Origin of the sequence: Streptomyces sp. NPDC050147 (genome assembly GCF_040660195.1) — a bacterium.
GTDB lineage: Bacteria > Actinomycetota > Actinomycetes > Streptomycetales > Streptomycetaceae > Streptomyces.
Window position 1 is genome coordinate 19,619 of sequence record NZ_JBFALJ010000009.1, and the last position, 16,613, is coordinate 36,231.

Genomic DNA, 16,613 nt, shown 5'->3' on the forward strand with positions numbered 1-16,613 from the left:
GGCCAGGTGTCCTGCGGGTGAACGCCGGGTCGGGTCGTCAGGCGCCGTCCCCCAGCGCCAGGAACTCAGCGGTGGAGAAGGTCAGCCGGGGCTTGCGCGAGACCAGGTCGGTCTTCACCCCCGGGTAGACGCCGATCGTGTCCTCGCCGTCGCTCCGGTAGGTGCGCAGGATCAGATCGGCCCGCTCGTCCCCGTCGAAGTCCGCGAGGGCGAGCACCTGCGTGGTGCCCTTGGCCGAAGGGACCACGAGCGCCGAGGCGTTGCTGTCGAGCGGCCCCGTTCGTCCCCTGAAGACGCGGACCTCGCCCGTACCGCCGCCGTCCCCGCTGCTCCCGCCGCTCAGGACGAGCTCGCTCAGGCCGTCGCCGTCGAGGTCACCCGTGTCCACGGCGACGTTCTTGGACTCCATGGCGGCGCGCGCGGTGCCGGGCACGTCATAGCGCAGGGCGACCCCGGCCGGACCCGCGACGGCGGCGTCCATGCCCTTGCCCCTGCCGAAGCGGCCGAACGCGGTGTCCGTGCCCGCGGGGAAGAGCACCCCGGTCTCGGCGGGGCCCTGCGGTCCGCCCAGGACGAGGGCGCCGGCTGCGGCGCCGGACGCGTTCGCCGCCTTGCGGACGAGCAGGTCGTCGTAGCCGTCGCGGTCGACGTCCGTCGCCCTGCCGGTCACGAGGTCGTTGCCCGGCGCGGGCAGCGGCTTGCCCGCGGCGCGCGGGGCGCCGGTCCGCTTGAACGGGCCCCGCAGGTAGCTGAGCCGGGCGCCGCTCGCGTGCAGGACCAGGTCGCTCGCGCCGTCCCCGTCGAAGTCCCCGCACACCGGCTGGTCGGACCAGTCGTTGCCGATGCGGGACTGCGCGGGCACCTTGACCTTCACGGCCTTGCCCTTCAGGCCCTGGGGCGAGCCGAAGAGGATCTGCAGCGGCACGGGCGGGCGGCCGATGCCGTCGTAGGGCGGGTCGGTGGAGACCAGCAGATCGGTGAACCCGTCCTTGTCGAGGTCACAGGAGGCCTCGGACTCGAAGGCGGCGGGCAACTCACCCTTCGTACGCGCGCCGTTGGCCCGCGCGCTCAGCAACTGCCGTGCCCCGGGCCGCAGTCCGCTCTCCGACCCGTAGACGACGCCGATGCCCGCGTCGTCGCCGTGGCCGCTGTGCACGAGGTCGTCGAGTACGAGGTCCGGGGCGCCGTCACCGTTGAAGTCGTCGTCGACCTTGCTGCCCTCGCCCTGCGGGACGGGCTGCTGGGGAGCGCCCTTGCCCTCCATGCTGACGGGCCGGTGCCGGGCGTCGGGCTTGCCCGCCTCGTCGCTGCCGCCGCACCCGGCGAGCAGCAGCGCGCAGCTGACGACGGCTGCCGTGCCCACGACACCCCCGCGCCGCGTCCGTCTGACGCCACGTTCGTCACGTATCCCGGCACTCCGCATGCCCATCACCCACCCCGACCGCCCCACGGACAACAACCAGCACATGATGCTCCCCTTCCGCCCACGCGAAAAGACCGGCCCCGCCCCTAAGGGCGGAACCGGCCTCGAGCAGCAGGACTGCCTTACTTCACCGGCTCGGGCGCCGGTTCGTCCGCGGCCTCGGACTCACCGGCGGGGTCCACCGGGGTCTTCACGGAGTCGAGCAGCAACTGCGCGACGTCCACGACCTGGAGGGACTCCTGGGCCTTGCCCTCGTTCTTCTTGCCGTTGACGGAGTCGGTGAGCATCACCAGGCAGAACGGGCAGGCGGTCGACACGATGTCGGGGTTGAGGCTGAGCGCCTCGTCGACCCGCTCCGTGTTGATGCGCTTGCCGATCCGCTCCTCCATCCACATCCGCGCGCCACCGGCACCGCAGCAGAAGCCGCGCTCCTTGTGGCGGTGCATCTCCTGCTGGCGCAGGCCCGGGACGGCGGACATGATCTCGCGCGGGGGCGTGTAGATCTTGTTGTGCCGGCCGAGGTAGCACGGGTCGTGGTAGGTGATGAGGCCCTCGACGGGCGTCACCGGGATCAGCTTGCCCTCGTCGATGAGGTGCTGAAGCAGCTGCGTGTGGTGGATGACCTCGTAGTCACCGCCGAGCTGCGGGTACTCGTTGCCGAGCGTGTTGAGGCAGTGCGGGCAGGTCGCGACGATCTTCTTCGCGGTCTTCGGCTTGGCCGACTCGGGCGTGGTCCTGCCGTCGTCGTCGAGCTCCTCGCCGAACGCCATGTTCAGCGCCATCACGTTCTCCTGGCCGAGCTGCTGGAACAGCGGCTCGTTGCCGAGGCGGCGTGCGGAGTCGCCGGTGCACTTCTCGTCGCCGCCCATGATCGCGAACTTGACGCCCGCCATGTTGAGCAGTTCCGCGAAGGCCTTGGTGGTCTTCTTGGCCCGGTCTTCGAGTGCGCCCGCGCAGCCGACCCAGTAGAGGTACTCGACCTCGGTGAGGTCCTCGATGTCCTTGCCGACGACCGGCACCTCGAAGTCGAGCTCCTTGAGCCACTCGAGGCGCTGCTTCTTGGCGAGACCCCAGGGGTTGCCCTTCTTCTCCAGGTTCTTGAGCATCGTCCCGGCCTCGGAGGGGAACGCGCTCTCGATCATCACCTGGTAGCGGCGCATGTCGACGATGTGGTCGATGTGCTCGATGTCCACCGGGCACTGCTCGACGCAGGCGCCGCAGCTGGTGCAGGACCACAGGACGTCGGGGTCGATGACGCCGTTCTCCTCGGCGGTGCCGACGAGGGGGCGCTCGGCCTCCGCGATGGCGGCGGCCGGAACGTCCTTGAGCTGCTCGGCCGTCGCCTTCTCGTTGCCCTCCATGTCCTTGCCGCCGCCCGCGAGGAGGTACGGGGCCTTGGCGTGCGCGTGGTCGCGCAGCGACATGATCAGGAGCTTCGGGGAGAGCGGCTTCCCGGTGTTCCAGGCGGGGCACTGCGACTGGCAGCGGCCGCACTCGGTGCACGTACTGAAGTCGAGGAGCCCCTTCCAGGAGAACTGCTCGACCTGGCTGACACCGAACACGGCGTCCTCGGCCGGGTCCTCCCAGTCGATCGGCTTGCCGCCGGACGTCATGGGCTGGAGCTCGCCCAGCGTCGTGGAGCCGTCCGCGTCGCGCTTGAACCAGATGTTCGGGAAGGCGAGGAAGCGGTGCCAGGCGACGCCCATGTTCGTGTTGAGCGCGACGGTGATCATCCAGATGAACGACGTCGCGATCTTCACCATGGCGAAGAAGTACGTGAGGTTCTGCAGCGTGGAGAGGTCCATGCCGCCGAACCACGAGACGAACGGGTACGAGATGAAGAACGACGCCTCGTAGCTGTCCACGTGGTGCTGGGCACCCTCAAGGGCGTGCAGCGTGAAGATGCAGATGCCGACGATGAGGATGACGGCCTCGACGAAGTACGCCTGGCCCTTCTTGGAGCCCGCGAAGCGGGACTTGCGGCCCGGATTGTTGTCGGGCTTGCTCAGCTGCCGGATGACGATGAGCGTCAGGATGCCGACCACCGTCATGGTGCCGATGAACTCGACGAACATGTTGTACGGGGCCCACTCGCCGATGATCGGCAGCATCCAGTCGGCCTTGAAGAGCTGGCCGATGGCGTTCACGATGGTCAGGAGGAGTGAGAAGAAGCCCACCGCCACGAACCAGTGCGCGACGCCGACGACGCCCCAGCGGTTCATGCGGGTGTGGCCGAGGAACTCCTTGGCCACGGTGACGGTGCGCTGCACGGGCTGATCGGTGCGGGTGCCTGCCGGGACGGGCTGACCGAGCCGCATGTACTGGTAGATCTGCACGATGGCACGGCCGAACAGCGCGACGCCGACCGCGATTAGGACCAGCGACACGATGATCGCGGCGAGTTGCATTTGGGGGCTCCTCGGGCCTGCGAGGCGAACTATTACTAAGCGGTAACTTATGCAGTCCGTCTGAGACTACCCACTTACTCAGCCGCACTGTAGCCAGCGAGGCGGTGATCTGCGTCGCTCAGGCATGCCTTGCCGCGTCGCGGGCCGGGGGAGCGCCGCGGGGGAGCGCCCGAAGGGGCGCGGGGAGCGGCGCGACCAGCCACATTCGACCCGCAGGCGGGTGCCTGTGTTACAGCGGAGGGGCGCCTAGTTGCGCGTAAGACCGGGATAAGAGTTGAGCGGCCTCGACTCAGCTCTGTTGACTCCGGCGAAGCGCTAATGCATCCTTGAGTCAGATCCACTCAAGAAGTACATCTGGAGGAACCGAAATGGCACGTGCGGTCGGCATCGACCTGGGCACGACTAACTCTGTCGTCAGCGTTCTTGAAGGCGGCGAGCCCACCGTCATCACCAACGCCGAGGGCGCCAGGACCACGCCGTCCGTCGTCGCCTTCGCGAAGAACGGCGAGGTGCTGGTCGGCGAGGTGGCCAAGCGCCAGGCGGTCACCAACGTCGACAGGACCATCCGGTCGGTCAAGCGCCACATGGGCACCGACTGGAAGGTGGACATCGACGACAAGGGGTTCAACCCCCAGCAGATCTCGGCGTTCATCCTGCAGAAGCTGAAGCGCGACGCGGAGTCGTACCTGGGCGAGAAGGTGGCCGACGCGGTCATCACCGTCCCGGCGTACTTCAACGACTCGGAGCGCCAGGCCACCAAGGAGGCCGGCGAGATCGCGGGCCTGAACGTCCTGCGCATCGTGAACGAGCCGACGGCCGCCGCTCTCGCGTACGGCCTCGACAAGGACGACCAGACGATCCTCGTCTTCGACCTCGGTGGCGGCACCTTCGACGTGTCCCTCCTGGAGATCGGCGACGGCGTCGTCGAGGTGAAGGCCACGAACGGCGACAACCACCTCGGTGGTGACGACTGGGACCAGCGCGTCGTCGACTACCTGGTCAAGCAGTTCAACAACGGCCACGGCGTGGACCTCTCCAAGGACAAGATGGCGCTCCAGCGCCTGCGCGAGGCGGCCGAGAAGGCCAAGATCGAGCTGTCCTCCTCCACGGAGACCTCGATCAACCTCCCGTACATCACGGCGTCCGCCGAGGGCCCGCTGCACATGGACGAGAAGCTCACGCGCTCCCAGTTCCAGCAGCTCACGTCCGACCTTCTGGAGCGCTGCAAGACGCCGTTCCACAACGTCATCAAGGACGCGGGCATCCAGCTCTCCGAGATCGACCACGTCGTTCTCGTCGGTGGCTCGACCCGTATGCCCGCCGTCGCGGAGCTCGTCAAGGAGCTGACCGGCGGCCAGGACGCCAACAAGGGCGTGAACCCGGACGAGGTCGTCGCCATCGGCGCCGCGCTTCAGGCCGGTGTCCTCAAGGGCGAGGTCAAGGACGTCCTGCTCCTCGACGTCACCCCGCTGTCCCTCGGCATCGAGACCAAGGGAGGGATCATGACCAAGCTCATCGAGCGCAACACCACGATCCCGACCAAGCGCTCCGAGATCTTCACGACGGCCGAGGACAACCAGCCGTCCGTCCAGATCCAGGTCTACCAGGGCGAGCGCGAGATCGCGGCGTACAACAAGAAGCTCGGGATGTTCGAGCTCACGGGCCTGCCGCCGGCCCCGCGCGGTGTCCCGCAGATCGAGGTCGCCTTCGACATCGACGCCAACGGCATCATGCACGTGACGGCCAAGGACCTCGGCACCGGCAAGGAGCAGAAGATGACCGTCACCGGCGGCTCCTCGCTGCCGAAGGACGAGGTCGACCGCATGCGCCAGGAGGCCGAGCAGTACGCGGACGAGGACCACAAGCGCCGCGAGGCCGCCGAGTCCCGCAACCAGGGCGAGCAGCTCGTCTACCAGACGGAGAAGTTCCTCGCGGACAACGCGGAGAAGGTCCCCGGTGACGTGAAGACCGAGGTCGAGTCCGCCGTCGAAGAGCTGAAGGAGAAGCTCAAGGGCGAGGACACGGCGGAGATCCGCACGGCCACCGAGAAGGTCGCGGCCGTCTCGCAGAAGCTCGGCCAGGCCATGTACGCGGACGCGCAGGCCGCCGGTGCCGAGGGCGCTGCCCCGGGTGCCGAGGGCGGCGAGGCCCCGAACATGTCCAAGGACAAGGACGACGACGTGGTCGACGCCGAGATCGTCGACGACGAGAAGCCGAACGACGCGAAGGGCGGCGCCGCATGACCGAGGAGACTCCGGGCTTCGGCGACAACGCCGAGAAGCCTGACGTCCCCTCCGGCGCCACCCCTGATGACGCGGCGCCGCAGGCCGCCGAGCCCTCCACTGAGGAGGGCCCGGCGGCCCCGGCCGGGGACGCAAACAAGACATCTGACCAGTCCGGTCAGTCCGGTCAGTCCGCCCAGTCCGCCCAGTCCGCTCAGGACGTCGGTCTGATCGCCCAGCTGGACCAGGTGCGTACGGCGCTCGGTGAGCGCACGGCGGACCTCCAGCGACTGCAGGCGGAGTATCAGAACTACCGCCGCCGTGTGGAGCGGGACAAGGTGACGGTCAAGGAGATCGCCGCGGCGAACCTCCTGTCCGAGCTCCTCCCGACCCTCGACGACATCGGCCGCGCCCGTGAACACGGCGAGCTGGTCGGCGGTTTCAAGTCGGTCGCGGAAGCGCTGGAGACGGTCGTCGCCAAGATGGGCCTCCAGCAGTTCGGCAAGGAGGGCGAGCCCTTCGACCCGACGATCCACGAAGCCCTGATGCACTCGTACGCACCGGACGTCACCGAGACGACGTGCGTCGCGATCCTGCAGCCGGGGTACCGCATCGGTGAGCGCACCATCCGCCCCGCGCGGGTGGCCGTGGCCGAGCCGCAGCCGGGCGCGCAGACGGTCAAGGGTGACGCGGAAGCCACCGGGACCGCTGCTTCCACGGACTCCGCCGACGAGGCGGAGGACAAGGAGACCGGTGGCGGCCCGGACGAGGGCTGACGTATCGGAGTTGTTGTGAAGCGAGAGGAGGGACGTCGGGGATGAGCACCAAGGACTTCATCGAGAAGGACTACTACAAGGTCCTCGGCGTCCCCAAGGACGCCACCGAAGCCGAGATCAAGAAGGCGTACCGGAAGCTCGCACGCGAGAATCACCCGGACGCCAACAAGGGCAACGTCAAGGCGGAGGAGCGCTTCAAGGAGATCTCCGAGGCGAACGACGTCCTCGGCGACCCCAAGAAGCGCAAGGAGTACGACGAAGCGCGTGCTCTCTTCGGCAACGGCGGCTTCAGGGCCGGTCCCCCGGGCGCCGGCAGCGGCGGCTCGTTCAACTTCGACCTGGGCGACCTCTTCGGAGGCGGCGCCCCGGGCGGCGGTGGAGCGGCCGGCGCGGGCGGCTTCGGGGGCGGTCTGGGTGACGTCTTCGGGGGCCTGTTCAACCGAGGCGGCACGGGCGCGGGCGGCGCGGGCACGCGTACGCAGCCCCGGCGCGGCCAGGACGTCGAGTCCGAGGTCACGCTGAGTTTCACGGAGGCGGTGGACGGGGCCACGGTCCCGCTGCGGATGTCCTCCCAGGCGCCCTGCAAGGCGTGTTCCGGCACCGGCGACAAGAACGGCACACCGCGCGTGTGTCCGACCTGCGTCGGCACGGGACAGGTCACGCGGGGCGGAGGCGGCGGTTTCTCCCTCACCGACCCCTGCGTGGACTGCAAGGGCCGCGGGCTCATCGCCCAGGACCCCTGCGAGGTCTGCAAGGGTTCGGGCCGGGCGAAGTCGTCGCGCACGATGCAGGTCCGCATCCCCGCGGGCGTGTCGGACGGCCAGCGCATCCGCCTCCGGGGCAAGGGCGGCCCGGGTGAACGGGGCGGCCCGGCAGGCGACTTGTACGTGGTCGTGCACGTCGACACCCATCCGGTCTTCGGCCGCAAGGGCGACAACCTGACGGTGACGGTGCCGGTGACGTTCGCCGAGGCGGCACTGGGCGGCGAGGTGAAGGTCCCCACGCTGGGCGGCCCGCCGGTCACCCTGAAGCTGCCTCCGGGCACCCCCAACGGTCGTACGATGCGGGCGCGGGGCAAGGGCGCGGTGCGCAAGGACGGCTCGCGGGGCGATCTGCTGGTGACGGTGGAGGTGTCAGTCCCGACATCCCTCTCCGACACGGCGAAGGAAGCCCTGGAGACCTACCGCGAGGCGACTGCGGACGACGATCCGCGGGCAGAACTGTTCCAGGCCGCGAAGGGAGCATGAGATGGACGGCCGTCGTCGACAGTCCAGTTTTGGGCGGGCGTACCAACTGACCGACGAGACGCCGGTCTACGTCATCTCGGTGGCCGCCCAGCTTTCGGGGCTCCACCCGCAGACCCTGCGCCAGTACGACCGTCTCGGCCTGGTCTCACCGGACCGCACGGCGGGCCGCGGCCGACGCTACTCCGCCCGCGACATCGAACTGCTGCGCACGGTGCAGCAGTTGTCGCAGGAAGAGGGCATCAACCTCGCCGGCATCAAGCGCATCATCGAGCTGGAGAACCAGGTCGCGGCGCTGCAGGCGAGGGTGGCGGAACTGTCGTCGGCGGTGGAGGGCGCGGCTACGGCGATGCAGCAGCGCGAGGCGGCGGTGCACGCGTCGTACCGCCGTGACCTGGTCCCGTACCAGGACGTGCAGCAGGCGAGCGCGCTGGTGGTGTGGCGTCCGAAGAGGACGACGGAGCAGTAGGCAGTAGCGCTTAGTAATCTGATGCGTAGGGGCCGGGAGGTGGCAACCTCCCGGCCCCTACGCGCAGTTTGACCGTTTCTCCGGGGGAGTTGAGCCGACGATGGCCATGGTGGGCCTGTTCTGGATCGCCGAGGGCGATGTGTACGTGGGCGCGAAGCCGTCGGGTCTGGCGGCAGGGGTACGCCTGACACCGGAAGGCGTGGTGGCCCTGGGCGACAAGCAGTCGGCGTTCTACCCCTGGGACGAGGTGCGCTCCCTGACGGTCGAGGACGCCCCCGTGAAGTCCCTCAAGCGCCAGGTGGGCGTCCTGGTGGACCTGGCCCTCACGGTGGGCCTCGGCGGCTCGGACGACGCACCGGCGATGACGGTACGGCTCGCGAGGCCGGAGTCCGAGGCAACGGAGCTGACGGCGTACGTGGCAGCGGCAACGGGCTACTCCCAGGCGGAGTACGACCTCTCCCTGACGCTCCTGACCCGCATGACGGAGGGCGAGGCAACGCTCCGCACGACGCTGGCGGCGATGGCGGAGTGGGGCCGAACCCGCGAGGGCGGCTCCCCCCGGGCCCCGGAGCGGGAGACGCTGCTGAGGGAGTGGGCTGAGGGGGGCGCGGCGTAGGAGGGCGGGTACGGCGGCCGGTTGCAAAAAAGTCCCACGCGTGGCGGCTGACTCACCGCGCTGACGTGCGGGAACGCGCACGGGCGGTGGGATTTTTCTGCAGTTCCTCAGCCCTCCTGGGAGAGGGTCTTCAGGAGTGCGGCGAGGGGGTCGCGGGTGGTCGTCAGGATCGTGTCCGGGGTGTCGCTCTCGCGGAGGCGGAGGGTTCCGTCGGGGGCGGTGGCTATGTAGAGGCAGTTCGCCTGGTCCTCGCTGAACGACGACTTCTGCCAGGTGAGTTGGGGCATGGCTAGTCCTCCTGGAGGATGTAGAGCAGATGCTGGATCAGGCTCAGGGAGTCGCGTGACTCGTGAGCGGAGGCGGAGACCGCTGGGTCGATGGGCGGCAGGGCCGCGGCTGCCAGGCGCGCGAAGCGGGACCGGTACTTGGCCACGGCGTCGCTCTCGTGCACGTACAGCGATGTCGCAGGGGTCTCCACGAGCACGGTCTCCAGCGCGGACCCGTGCGACTCGACCATGAGGAACGGAGTGCTGAACGCAGAGAGGCCCTCCGCGGTGAACGGCAGCACCTGAATGGTGATGTGGGGCGGTTCGGCCATCCGAATCAGGTGCAGGAGTTGCTTGCGCATGACGGCTGCGCCACCGAACCGCACGTGCAACGCCGCCTCGTGGATCACGGCATGCAGAGCCGACGGCCGCTCGCGGATGAGGATCTGCTGGCGTTCACCGCGAAACCGGACGGCCCCTTCGAGGTCTTCAGCCGACCGTTCGTCCTGGCTGGACCGGAAGATGGAGCGCGTGTACTCGGGGGTCTGTAGAACGCCTGGGATGAACAGGGACTCGTAGGAGAGCAGGGCGTCGGCTGCTGCTTCCAGTTCCGCCAGGTCCAGGGCCGTCTGCCCGACGACGTGGCGGTACTGCGTCCACCAGCCCTTGCCCTTGTCCTCACCCATGGCGACCAACGCCTCGACGAGCGGTGCTCGCGTGCACCGGTATGCCCGGCACAGCATGCGCAGCTTGTCCGAAGGAATGGCGGTGCGCCCGGCCTCCACATGGCCGAGGTGGGCGCGGCCCATGCCGATGGAGTCCCCGCCCTCCGTCACCGAGAGACCGGCCTGTTCGCGAAGCTTTCGCAGCTCCGCGCCGAGGCGGCGCTGCCGTTCAGTGGTGCTGGTGCGCAGTGCCAACGTGCTTCCTCTTCCCGGGGCTTGGCGTCAGTGTGCCTCGCTTGAGGTACACGGTCCACTTAATCCAGCGAATAGGTCGCACACGTTAACCCTCAGTCATTACCGTGTGTGAGTCGACAGACACGTACTGAAGCCGCTAAACCTCCCCTGCCCATAAGTCGAAAGGCACCCGAGGCCCAGTCAGGGGCCCACGGGCAACGCCATCGCCCGGCGCGGGGTCGTCACCGCACTCACTCCGCACCCCGCGACGGGAGCCGCCCCATGCCCACAGACCGCCTCCGCACCGCTCACCGCCCGGCCCAACTGACGTACGACTACAGCCTGTTCACCCCGGGCGACACGACATCCCCCAAGGTCTGCCGAGACTTTGTACGCACAGTGCTCCGCACCCTGGACCGAGAGGCGCTGGTCATGCCGGCGACCCTCTGCACCTCGGAACTCCTCACGAACGTGCACCTGCACACCAAGGGCTCCGCGATGCTCCGCGTCTTCCTGACCCTCACCCGCCTACGGGTAACCGTCTTCGACGAGAACCAGGACCCACCGGTTGTGGCACGCCCCGCCGCCGGGGCAGCCGCCTGCTGGGGCCGAGGGCTCGCTCTGGTCGCGGAACTCGCCGACGCGTGGGGCGTCGCGGAGGACAGGGCGGGGCGGTACGCGAAGGGGGTCTGGTTCGAGCTGGGGGAGAACGGCGCCGGGGACCAGTTCCGCCCTCACCGCATCGGGTGATCAGGGGCCGTATCCCCTGGTCGGCCCCACCCACGTACCTCACGATCGGCGAGGCGGTCACGGGGGCGCGGCGCGGGTGAGGGACCTCGCCGCTCTGCGGAAGAAGGCTTTCCTTCGCCAAGGAGTCGCCGCGGTCGCGGTAACTCCGAGGCTCAGAAAGAGGACCGAGGCCAGCGGGGTGGCCCAACCGAGTTGCGGCCCCCGCACGGCGGTGGACAGCAGGGCCAAGCCCAGCCAGATCAAGAGGGACCGGACGAAGACTACGCAAGGGAGTTGTGTCACAGGCGGGATTGAAGCCCGGACGTCGGCTTCATCTGCCTCGGTCTATGACGGCCGGCGATGCGAATGCGGCTCAACCATCAGGTGCCCGTCACTCCCTGACGGAGCCGGCGTCCTTTTCCAGGACCCCGGACTGGGCGATCAGGTAACCGAGTTGAGCTCGGCTGCCACTGCCCAGCGCGGCGGCGATCTTGGCGATGTGGGCGCGGCAGGTGCGGACGTTCATGCCCAGGCGGCGGGCGATGGCTTCGTCCACGTGGCCGTCGATGAGGAGCTTGGCGATGGTGCGTTGAACGCCGGTGATGCCGTTGTGCGCCGGGCTGTACGGGGTTTCTTCGCGCAGAGGTGTTGCCTGCTGCCAGAACTGGTCGAATACGGAGACGAGGTACTCGACGAGGCCTGGATGGCGAAGTTCGAGGGCTACTTGCCGGTCACGGCGGGCAGGGATGACAGCGGTCGACCGGTCGAAGATGATCATGCGGTCGATGAGTTGCTCGAGCGTCCTGACCTGGATCTGGCGGGGGTCGAGCTGCTCCAGGTAGGCAAAGACGCCGGGGCCGTGGCGCACCGTGTGCTGGTACAGCGTGCGCATGCGTACGCCTCGGTCGAGGGGTTCCCGCACGCGTGCCAAGGACTGGGAGAGCATGTCGCCGCCGCGGACCCCGCCGGGCTGGATGGTGAGTATCTCGTCTTTGCACGCGGCGGTCGCCGCGTCCAGGGTGGCGTTGATACTCGCCAATCCTTCGAGGACCGTGATTGCGTGTGTGGCCACCGACGGTTGTGAGCTGATGTTCATGAAAGGCTCAAACACATCGGTCAGTTCAATGGTGAGCTTTCTGCGGTCCCGGATCTCACGCTCGATGGGGTGGAGGCGCTGCGCGAGTATGGCCGACGGCGGTACGGGGCGAAGCCAATTCGCATCGTCCGGGTCAGGATGCAGCAGCGCGAATTCCACCAAGCACGGAGCTGGTTCGATCTCCGCCCGTGCGATCCGTCCAGCGCTGAGAGCGCTTGTGTAGAGCCGCGCCCCCTCATCACAGAGCTCGGTAATGGGGTGGGGATGTGTCGGTTTCGTGCTTGTTGTGACCAATTCTCCACCCCCCAGGGTCCTGTACGTACAGGAACATGATGCATCGATCCTGTGGCCTCGACGTGCTGGATTAAGACATCGTCTTCCTGGAGCCGGGGGATAGGACCTACCAAGTGAGGACGAAGCTGACGATGTTCACGAGAATGCTTCGCTCGGCGCTAGTCATGACCGTCGCTGCCGCGGCGTTCACCCTTGCAACCACGGGTGACGTTTCCTGGAACTCCTCAGGGGGTGCCTCAGGAAAGGGTGTCGCTACGCAGGCCGCCAAGGGGGATGTCTCTTGGAATGTCCTGCCTGGTGCTGAGGGCGTCGCGTCATGAGCACTCCCCCCGACGACCGCACCTTCCGCCGAGAAATGGCCACCGCCTACCGCTCTGGTTGGCATTTCATCGATCTCGCCACCGCGATACCCCACGCCGGCGACTCCTTGATGGTCACTCTCCTCGGCGAGCCGATCGTCGTCACCCGTGACGACGAGGAGGAGATCCGGGCCTACCGGTGCCTCCGCAAGCCGCGTGGCGCCCCCCAGCCCGTGCGGTGTGCCATCCGGTACGGGATGGTCTTCGTCAATCTTGACCGGCGTGACCACCAGCTGGTCGGTGAGCCCGGGCAGCCGGGCGGCCGCCAGGGCCAGGACCAGCAGAGTTCCACCAGTTCCACCCGCTCCACCACTACAAGAACCATTACAGCCACCCCCCGCAGCGCCTGACGCGATCCCCCGTCGTTGTACATCGCGCAGGTGCTTCCCCCAGCAGCGGCGCCACCGTGGACCTGAACACGGTGGCGCCGCTGTGTTGTGTGCCGGGACCGGCGCGGGGCCAGGCCTAAGCCACCGCCCCCGCCGACCCCACCGTCACCGCCCGCGCCCCCATCGCCCGCGTCAGCGTGATCTCGATCAGCACCCGGTCCGGATTCGGCCTCGGCACCCTCCCGTACCGCTCCGCGTAGCGCCGCATCGCCTCCGCGATCTCCGCCTCCTCCGTACGCACCTGCGCGTACCCCTCCAGCGTCGCCCAGCGCCGCCCCTCCACCTGGCAGACCGCCACCCGTGCCCCTGCGCCCTCGGCGCCCGTCGCCGCCCTGACGTTGCGCACCTTCGCGCTCGCCTTGTTCGCAAGCACGCGGGCCACGCCCGCCTCCGGGTCGTACGTGACACCGACCGGCACCACGTGCGGGGAGCCGTCGGGGCGCGGTGTCGTCAGCGTGCACAGGTGCCGTTCGCGCCAGAAGCTGAGATAGGCGGCGGTCGGGTGGTGTGGATCCATGGCCATGGCTCCAGAACCTAGCCGCTCTCCGGGCGTCTCCCGGCGCCCCCGACCCCGAACGGCTCCTTGAGTGGAATAGGCTCAACTTTATGTACGCTGTTTAAGTCAGGTGGGCCAGGGCCACCCGTACGGCAGGGACTCGCAAGGAGGAGACGACTCACGTGGACGCCGAGCTGACCAACAGGAGCCGGGACGCGATCAACGCGGCCAGCAGTCTGGCCGTGAAGGACGGGCATCCCGATCTCACCCCCGCGCATCTGCTGCTCGCACTGCTGGAGGGGCAGGACAACGAGAACATCACCGACCTGCTCGCCGCGGTCGAGGCCGACCAGGCCGCTGTCCGTGCCGACGCCGAGCGCGCACTGAGCGGCCTGCCCAGCGTCACGGGCTCGACCGTCGCGCCACCGCAGCCCAACCGCGACCTGCTCGCGGTCATCGCCGACGCCTCGCAGCGGGCGAAGGAGCTGGGCGATGATTACCTCTCCACCGAACATCTGCTGATCGGCGTCGCCGCCAAGGGCGGCCCCGCCGCCGAGGTCCTGAGCAAGCACGGGGCCACCGCCAAGAAACTGCTCGACGCGTTCGAGAAGGCAAGGGGAGGACGTCGGGTGACCACACCGGACCCGGAGGGTCAGTACAAGGCCCTGGAGAAGTTCGGCACCGACTTCACCGCCGCCGCCAGGGAAGGGAAGCTCGACCCCGTCATCGGGCGTGACCAGGAGATCCGGCGCGTCGTGCAGGTCCTGTCCCGGCGCACCAAGAACAATCCCGTCCTCATCGGCGAACCCGGCGTCGGCAAGACCGCAGTCGTCGAAGGGCTCGCGCAGCGCATCGTGAAGGGGGACGTTCCCGAGTCCCTCAAGAACAAGCGGCTCGTCTCCCTCGACCTGGGGGCCATGGTCGCCGGCGCGAAGTACCGCGGTGAGTTCGAGGAGCGGCTCAAGACCGTCCTCTCCGAGATCAAGGAGAGCGACGGGCAGATCGTCACCTTCATCGACGAGCTGCACACCGTCGTCGGCGCCGGGGCGGGGGGCGACTCCGCCATGGACGCGGGCAACATGCTCAAGCCCATGCTGGCCCGTGGCGAGCTGCGGATGGTCGGCGCGACCACCCTGGACGAATACCGGGAGTGGATCGAGAAGGACCCGGCTCTCGAGCGGCGCTTCCAGCAGGTCCTTGTGGACGAGCCGACCGTCGAGGACTCCATCGCCATCCTCCGCGGGCTCAAGGGGCGCTACGAGGCCCACCACAAGGTCCAGATCGCCGACAGCGCGCTCGTCGCCGCCGCCGCGCTCTCCGACCGGTACATCACCTCGCGCTTCCTGCCCGACAAGGCCATCGACCTGGTCGACGAGGCCGCCTCCCGGCTGCGGATGGAGATCGACTCCTCCCCCCTGGAGATCGACGAGCTTCAGCGTTCCGTCGACCGGCTGAAGATGGAGGAGCTCGCGCTCAGCAAGGAGACCGACCCGGCGAGCAAGGAGCGCCTCGAAAGGCTGCGGCGCGACCTCGCCGACAAGGAGGAGGAGCTGCGCGGGCTCAACGCCCGCTGGGAGAAGGAGAAGCAGTCTCTCAACCGCGTCGGTGAGCTGAAGGAGAAGCTCGACGAGCTGCGCGGACAGGCCGAACGCGCCCAGCGTGACGGGGACTTCGACACCGCGAGCAAGCTGCTCTACGGCGAGATCCCCTCCCTCGAACACGATCTGGAGGTCGCCTCCCAGGCCGAGGAGGAGGTCTCCAAGGACACCATGGTCAAGGAGGAGGTCGGCCCCGACGACATCGCTGACGTCGTCGGTGCCTGGACCGGCATCCCCGCCGGCCGCCTCCTGGAGGGCGAGACGCAGAAGCTCCTGCGCATGGAGGACGAGCTCGGCAAGCGGCTCATCGGCCAGACCGAGGCCGTGCGCGCGGTGTCCGACGCCGTACGCCGCACGCGCGCCGGGATCGCCGACCCCGACCGCCCCACCGGGTCCTTCCTCTTCCTCGGGCCGACCGGCGTCGGCAAGACCGAGCTGGCGAAGGCCCTCGCGGACTTCCTCTTCGACGACGAGCGCGCCATGGTCCGCATCGACATGAGCGAGTACGGCGAGAAGCACAGCGTGTCCAGGCTGGTCGGCGCCCCGCCCGGGTACGTCGGCTACGAGGAGGGCGGCCAGCTCACCGAGGCCGTACGCCGTCGCCCGTACAGCGTCGTGCTCCTGGACGAGGTCGAGAAGGCGCACCCGGAAGTCTTCGACGTGCTGCTCCAGGTCCTCGACGACGGGCGGCTCACCGACGGGCAGGGGCGGACGGTGGACTTCCGCAACACCATCCTCGTCCTGACCTCCAACCTCGGCAGCCAGTACCTCGTCGAGCCGGCGACGTCGGCCGAGGAGAAGAAGCAGCAGGTCCTGACCGTCGTGCGGTCCTCTTTCAAGCCGGAGTTCCTGAACCGCCTGGACGACCTCGTCGTCTTCTCGGCGCTCGACAAGGACGAGCTCGCGCACATCGCCGAGCTGCAGATCGGCCGCCTGGCGGCCCGGCTCGCCGAGCGGCGGCTCACGCTGGAGGTGTCGCCCGAGGCGCTGGCGTGGCTGGCGTCCGAGGGCAATGACCCGGCGTACGGCGCGCGGCCGCTGCGGCGTCTCATCCAGACGTCCATCGGCGACCGGCTCGCCAAGGAGATCCTCGCGGGCGAGGTGAAGGACGGGGACACGGTCCGCGTGGACAGGTTCGAGGATGGTCTGATCGTCGGTCCCGCGACCGGCGGGACGGCCGGCGCGACGGGCGGAAGCACTGCCGGAAACACCGCCGGGAAGTCCCTGTGAAGGACTCCAGGAGGGCGTAACCCGGTCACATCGGGGGCGGGGGTTGCGGGCCCCCGCCCGACATGGGGCAGGATGGCGGAATCCGTACGAAGGGACTAA

The 16,613-nt window shown here is 68.7% G+C and carries 14 protein-coding genes; 8 read left to right on the forward strand and 6 right to left on the reverse strand.

The genetic code is table 11. From position 1 onward, the window contains the following. Positions 1 to 37: 37 nt before the first annotated feature. Positions 38 to 1,363, reverse strand: coding sequence for a VCBS repeat-containing protein (locus tag AB0I94_RS15970; protein WP_363310170.1), 1,326 nt, complete (start codon positions 1,361 to 1,363; stop codon positions 38 to 40). Positions 1,364 to 1,545: 182 nt separating this feature from the next. Then, the gene (locus AB0I94_RS15975) at positions 1,546 to 3,831 is read right to left on the reverse strand and encodes a (Fe-S)-binding protein (RefSeq protein WP_363310171.1); all 2,286 of its coding nucleotides are present in this window, start codon (positions 3,829 to 3,831) and stop codon (positions 1,546 to 1,548) included. A 368-nt stretch (positions 3,832 to 4,199) separates the two neighbouring features. Between AB0I94_RS15975 and dnaK the strand changes: the two genes are divergently transcribed. The 5 genes from dnaK to AB0I94_RS16000 all read left to right on the forward strand — a co-directional run bounded on the left by dnaK (position 4,200) and on the right by AB0I94_RS16000 (position 9,158). Further along, on the forward strand, positions 4,200 to 6,074 hold the full coding sequence (gene dnaK, locus AB0I94_RS15980) for a molecular chaperone DnaK (protein ID WP_363310172.1): 1,875 nt from the start codon (positions 4,200 to 4,202) through the stop codon (positions 6,072 to 6,074). After that, complete coding sequence (gene grpE, locus AB0I94_RS15985) at positions 6,071 to 6,829, forward strand: nucleotide exchange factor GrpE (RefSeq protein ID WP_363310173.1); 759 nt, start codon at positions 6,071 to 6,073, stop codon at positions 6,827 to 6,829. Before dnaK ends, grpE begins: the two co-directional genes overlap by 4 nt. 41 nt (positions 6,830 to 6,870) lie before the next feature. Next, the gene (dnaJ, locus tag AB0I94_RS15990; RefSeq protein WP_363310174.1) at positions 6,871 to 8,076 is read left to right on the forward strand and encodes a molecular chaperone DnaJ; all 1,206 of its coding nucleotides are present in this window, start codon (positions 6,871 to 6,873) and stop codon (positions 8,074 to 8,076) included. A gap of 1 nt (position 8,077) precedes the next feature. Further along, positions 8,078 to 8,542 (forward strand): helix-turn-helix domain-containing protein, encoded by a 465-nt coding sequence (locus tag AB0I94_RS15995; protein ID WP_363310175.1) that lies wholly within the window; start codon positions 8,078 to 8,080, stop codon positions 8,540 to 8,542. 100 nt (positions 8,543 to 8,642) lie between these two features. Beyond that, positions 8,643 to 9,158 (forward strand): hypothetical protein, encoded by a 516-nt coding sequence (locus AB0I94_RS16000; RefSeq protein ID WP_363310176.1) that lies wholly within the window; start codon positions 8,643 to 8,645, stop codon positions 9,156 to 9,158. Positions 9,159 to 9,265: 107 nt separating this feature from the next. On the opposite strand, the gene AB0I94_RS16005 is transcribed toward AB0I94_RS16000, so the two are convergent. After that, on the reverse strand, positions 9,266 to 9,445 hold the full coding sequence (locus tag AB0I94_RS16005) for a DUF397 domain-containing protein (protein WP_363310177.1): 180 nt from the start codon (positions 9,443 to 9,445) through the stop codon (positions 9,266 to 9,268). Between the two features lie 2 nt (positions 9,446 to 9,447). After that, positions 9,448 to 10,344, reverse strand: a complete 897-nt coding sequence (locus AB0I94_RS16010) for a helix-turn-helix transcriptional regulator (RefSeq protein WP_363310178.1) — start codon at positions 10,342 to 10,344, stop codon at positions 9,448 to 9,450. 261 nt (positions 10,345 to 10,605) lie between these two features. Here AB0I94_RS16010 and AB0I94_RS16015 point away from each other — a divergent pair, with 261 nt between their 5' ends. Continuing rightward, positions 10,606 to 11,073 (forward strand): ATP-binding protein, encoded by a 468-nt coding sequence (locus AB0I94_RS16015; RefSeq protein WP_363310179.1) that lies wholly within the window; start codon positions 10,606 to 10,608, stop codon positions 11,071 to 11,073. A 370-nt stretch (positions 11,074 to 11,443) separates the two neighbouring features. Here AB0I94_RS16015 and AB0I94_RS16020 read toward each other — a convergent pair whose 3' ends face one another. Next, a complete protein-coding gene (locus AB0I94_RS16020) occupies positions 11,444 to 12,442 on the reverse strand; it encodes a helix-turn-helix transcriptional regulator (RefSeq protein ID WP_363310180.1) in 999 nt (332 codons plus the stop codon). 316 nt (positions 12,443 to 12,758) lie between these two features. On the opposite strand from AB0I94_RS16020, the gene AB0I94_RS16025 reads away from it, so the two are divergent. Continuing rightward, positions 12,759 to 13,151, forward strand: coding sequence for a hypothetical protein (locus AB0I94_RS16025; RefSeq protein ID WP_363310181.1), 393 nt, complete (start codon positions 12,759 to 12,761; stop codon positions 13,149 to 13,151). 115 nt (positions 13,152 to 13,266) lie between these two features. On the opposite strand, the gene AB0I94_RS16030 is transcribed toward AB0I94_RS16025, so the two are convergent. Then, the gene (locus AB0I94_RS16030) at positions 13,267 to 13,713 is read right to left on the reverse strand and encodes a TIGR03618 family F420-dependent PPOX class oxidoreductase (RefSeq protein WP_363310182.1); all 447 of its coding nucleotides are present in this window, start codon (positions 13,711 to 13,713) and stop codon (positions 13,267 to 13,269) included. A gap of 155 nt (positions 13,714 to 13,868) precedes the next feature. Here AB0I94_RS16030 and clpB point away from each other — a divergent pair, with 155 nt between their 5' ends. Then, on the forward strand, positions 13,869 to 16,514 hold the full coding sequence (gene clpB, locus AB0I94_RS16035) for an ATP-dependent chaperone ClpB (protein ID WP_363310183.1): 2,646 nt from the start codon (positions 13,869 to 13,871) through the stop codon (positions 16,512 to 16,514). The last annotated feature ends 99 nt before the right edge of the window (positions 16,515 to 16,613 follow it).

What these genes read in the sequence shown, in the direction of transcription:
- AB0I94_RS15975 (WP_363310171.1), bottom strand. Translation starts at nt 3,831, where the DNA reads ATGCAACTCGCCGCGATCATCGTGTCGCTGGTCCTAATCGCGGTCGGC.
- dnaK (WP_363310172.1), top strand. Translation starts at nt 4,200, where the DNA reads ATGGCACGTGCGGTCGGCATCGACCTGGGCACGACTAACTCTGTCGTC.
- grpE (WP_363310173.1), top strand. Translation starts at nt 6,071, where the DNA reads ATGACCGAGGAGACTCCGGGCTTCGGCGACAACGCCGAGAAGCCTGAC.
- dnaJ (WP_363310174.1), top strand. Translation starts at nt 6,871, where the DNA reads ATGAGCACCAAGGACTTCATCGAGAAGGACTACTACAAGGTCCTCGGC.
- AB0I94_RS15995 (WP_363310175.1), top strand. Translation starts at nt 8,078, where the DNA reads ATGGACGGCCGTCGTCGACAGTCCAGTTTTGGGCGGGCGTACCAACTG.
- AB0I94_RS16000 (WP_363310176.1), top strand. Translation starts at nt 8,643, where the DNA reads ATGGCCATGGTGGGCCTGTTCTGGATCGCCGAGGGCGATGTGTACGTG.
- AB0I94_RS16005 (WP_363310177.1), bottom strand. Translation starts at nt 9,445, where the DNA reads ATGCCCCAACTCACCTGGCAGAAGTCGTCGTTCAGCGAGGACCAGGCG.
- AB0I94_RS16015 (WP_363310179.1), top strand. Translation starts at nt 10,606, where the DNA reads ATGCCCACAGACCGCCTCCGCACCGCTCACCGCCCGGCCCAACTGACG.
- AB0I94_RS16025 (WP_363310181.1), top strand. Translation starts at nt 12,759, where the DNA reads ATGAGCACTCCCCCCGACGACCGCACCTTCCGCCGAGAAATGGCCACC.
- AB0I94_RS16030 (WP_363310182.1), bottom strand. Translation starts at nt 13,713, where the DNA reads ATGGCCATGGATCCACACCACCCGACCGCCGCCTATCTCAGCTTCTGG.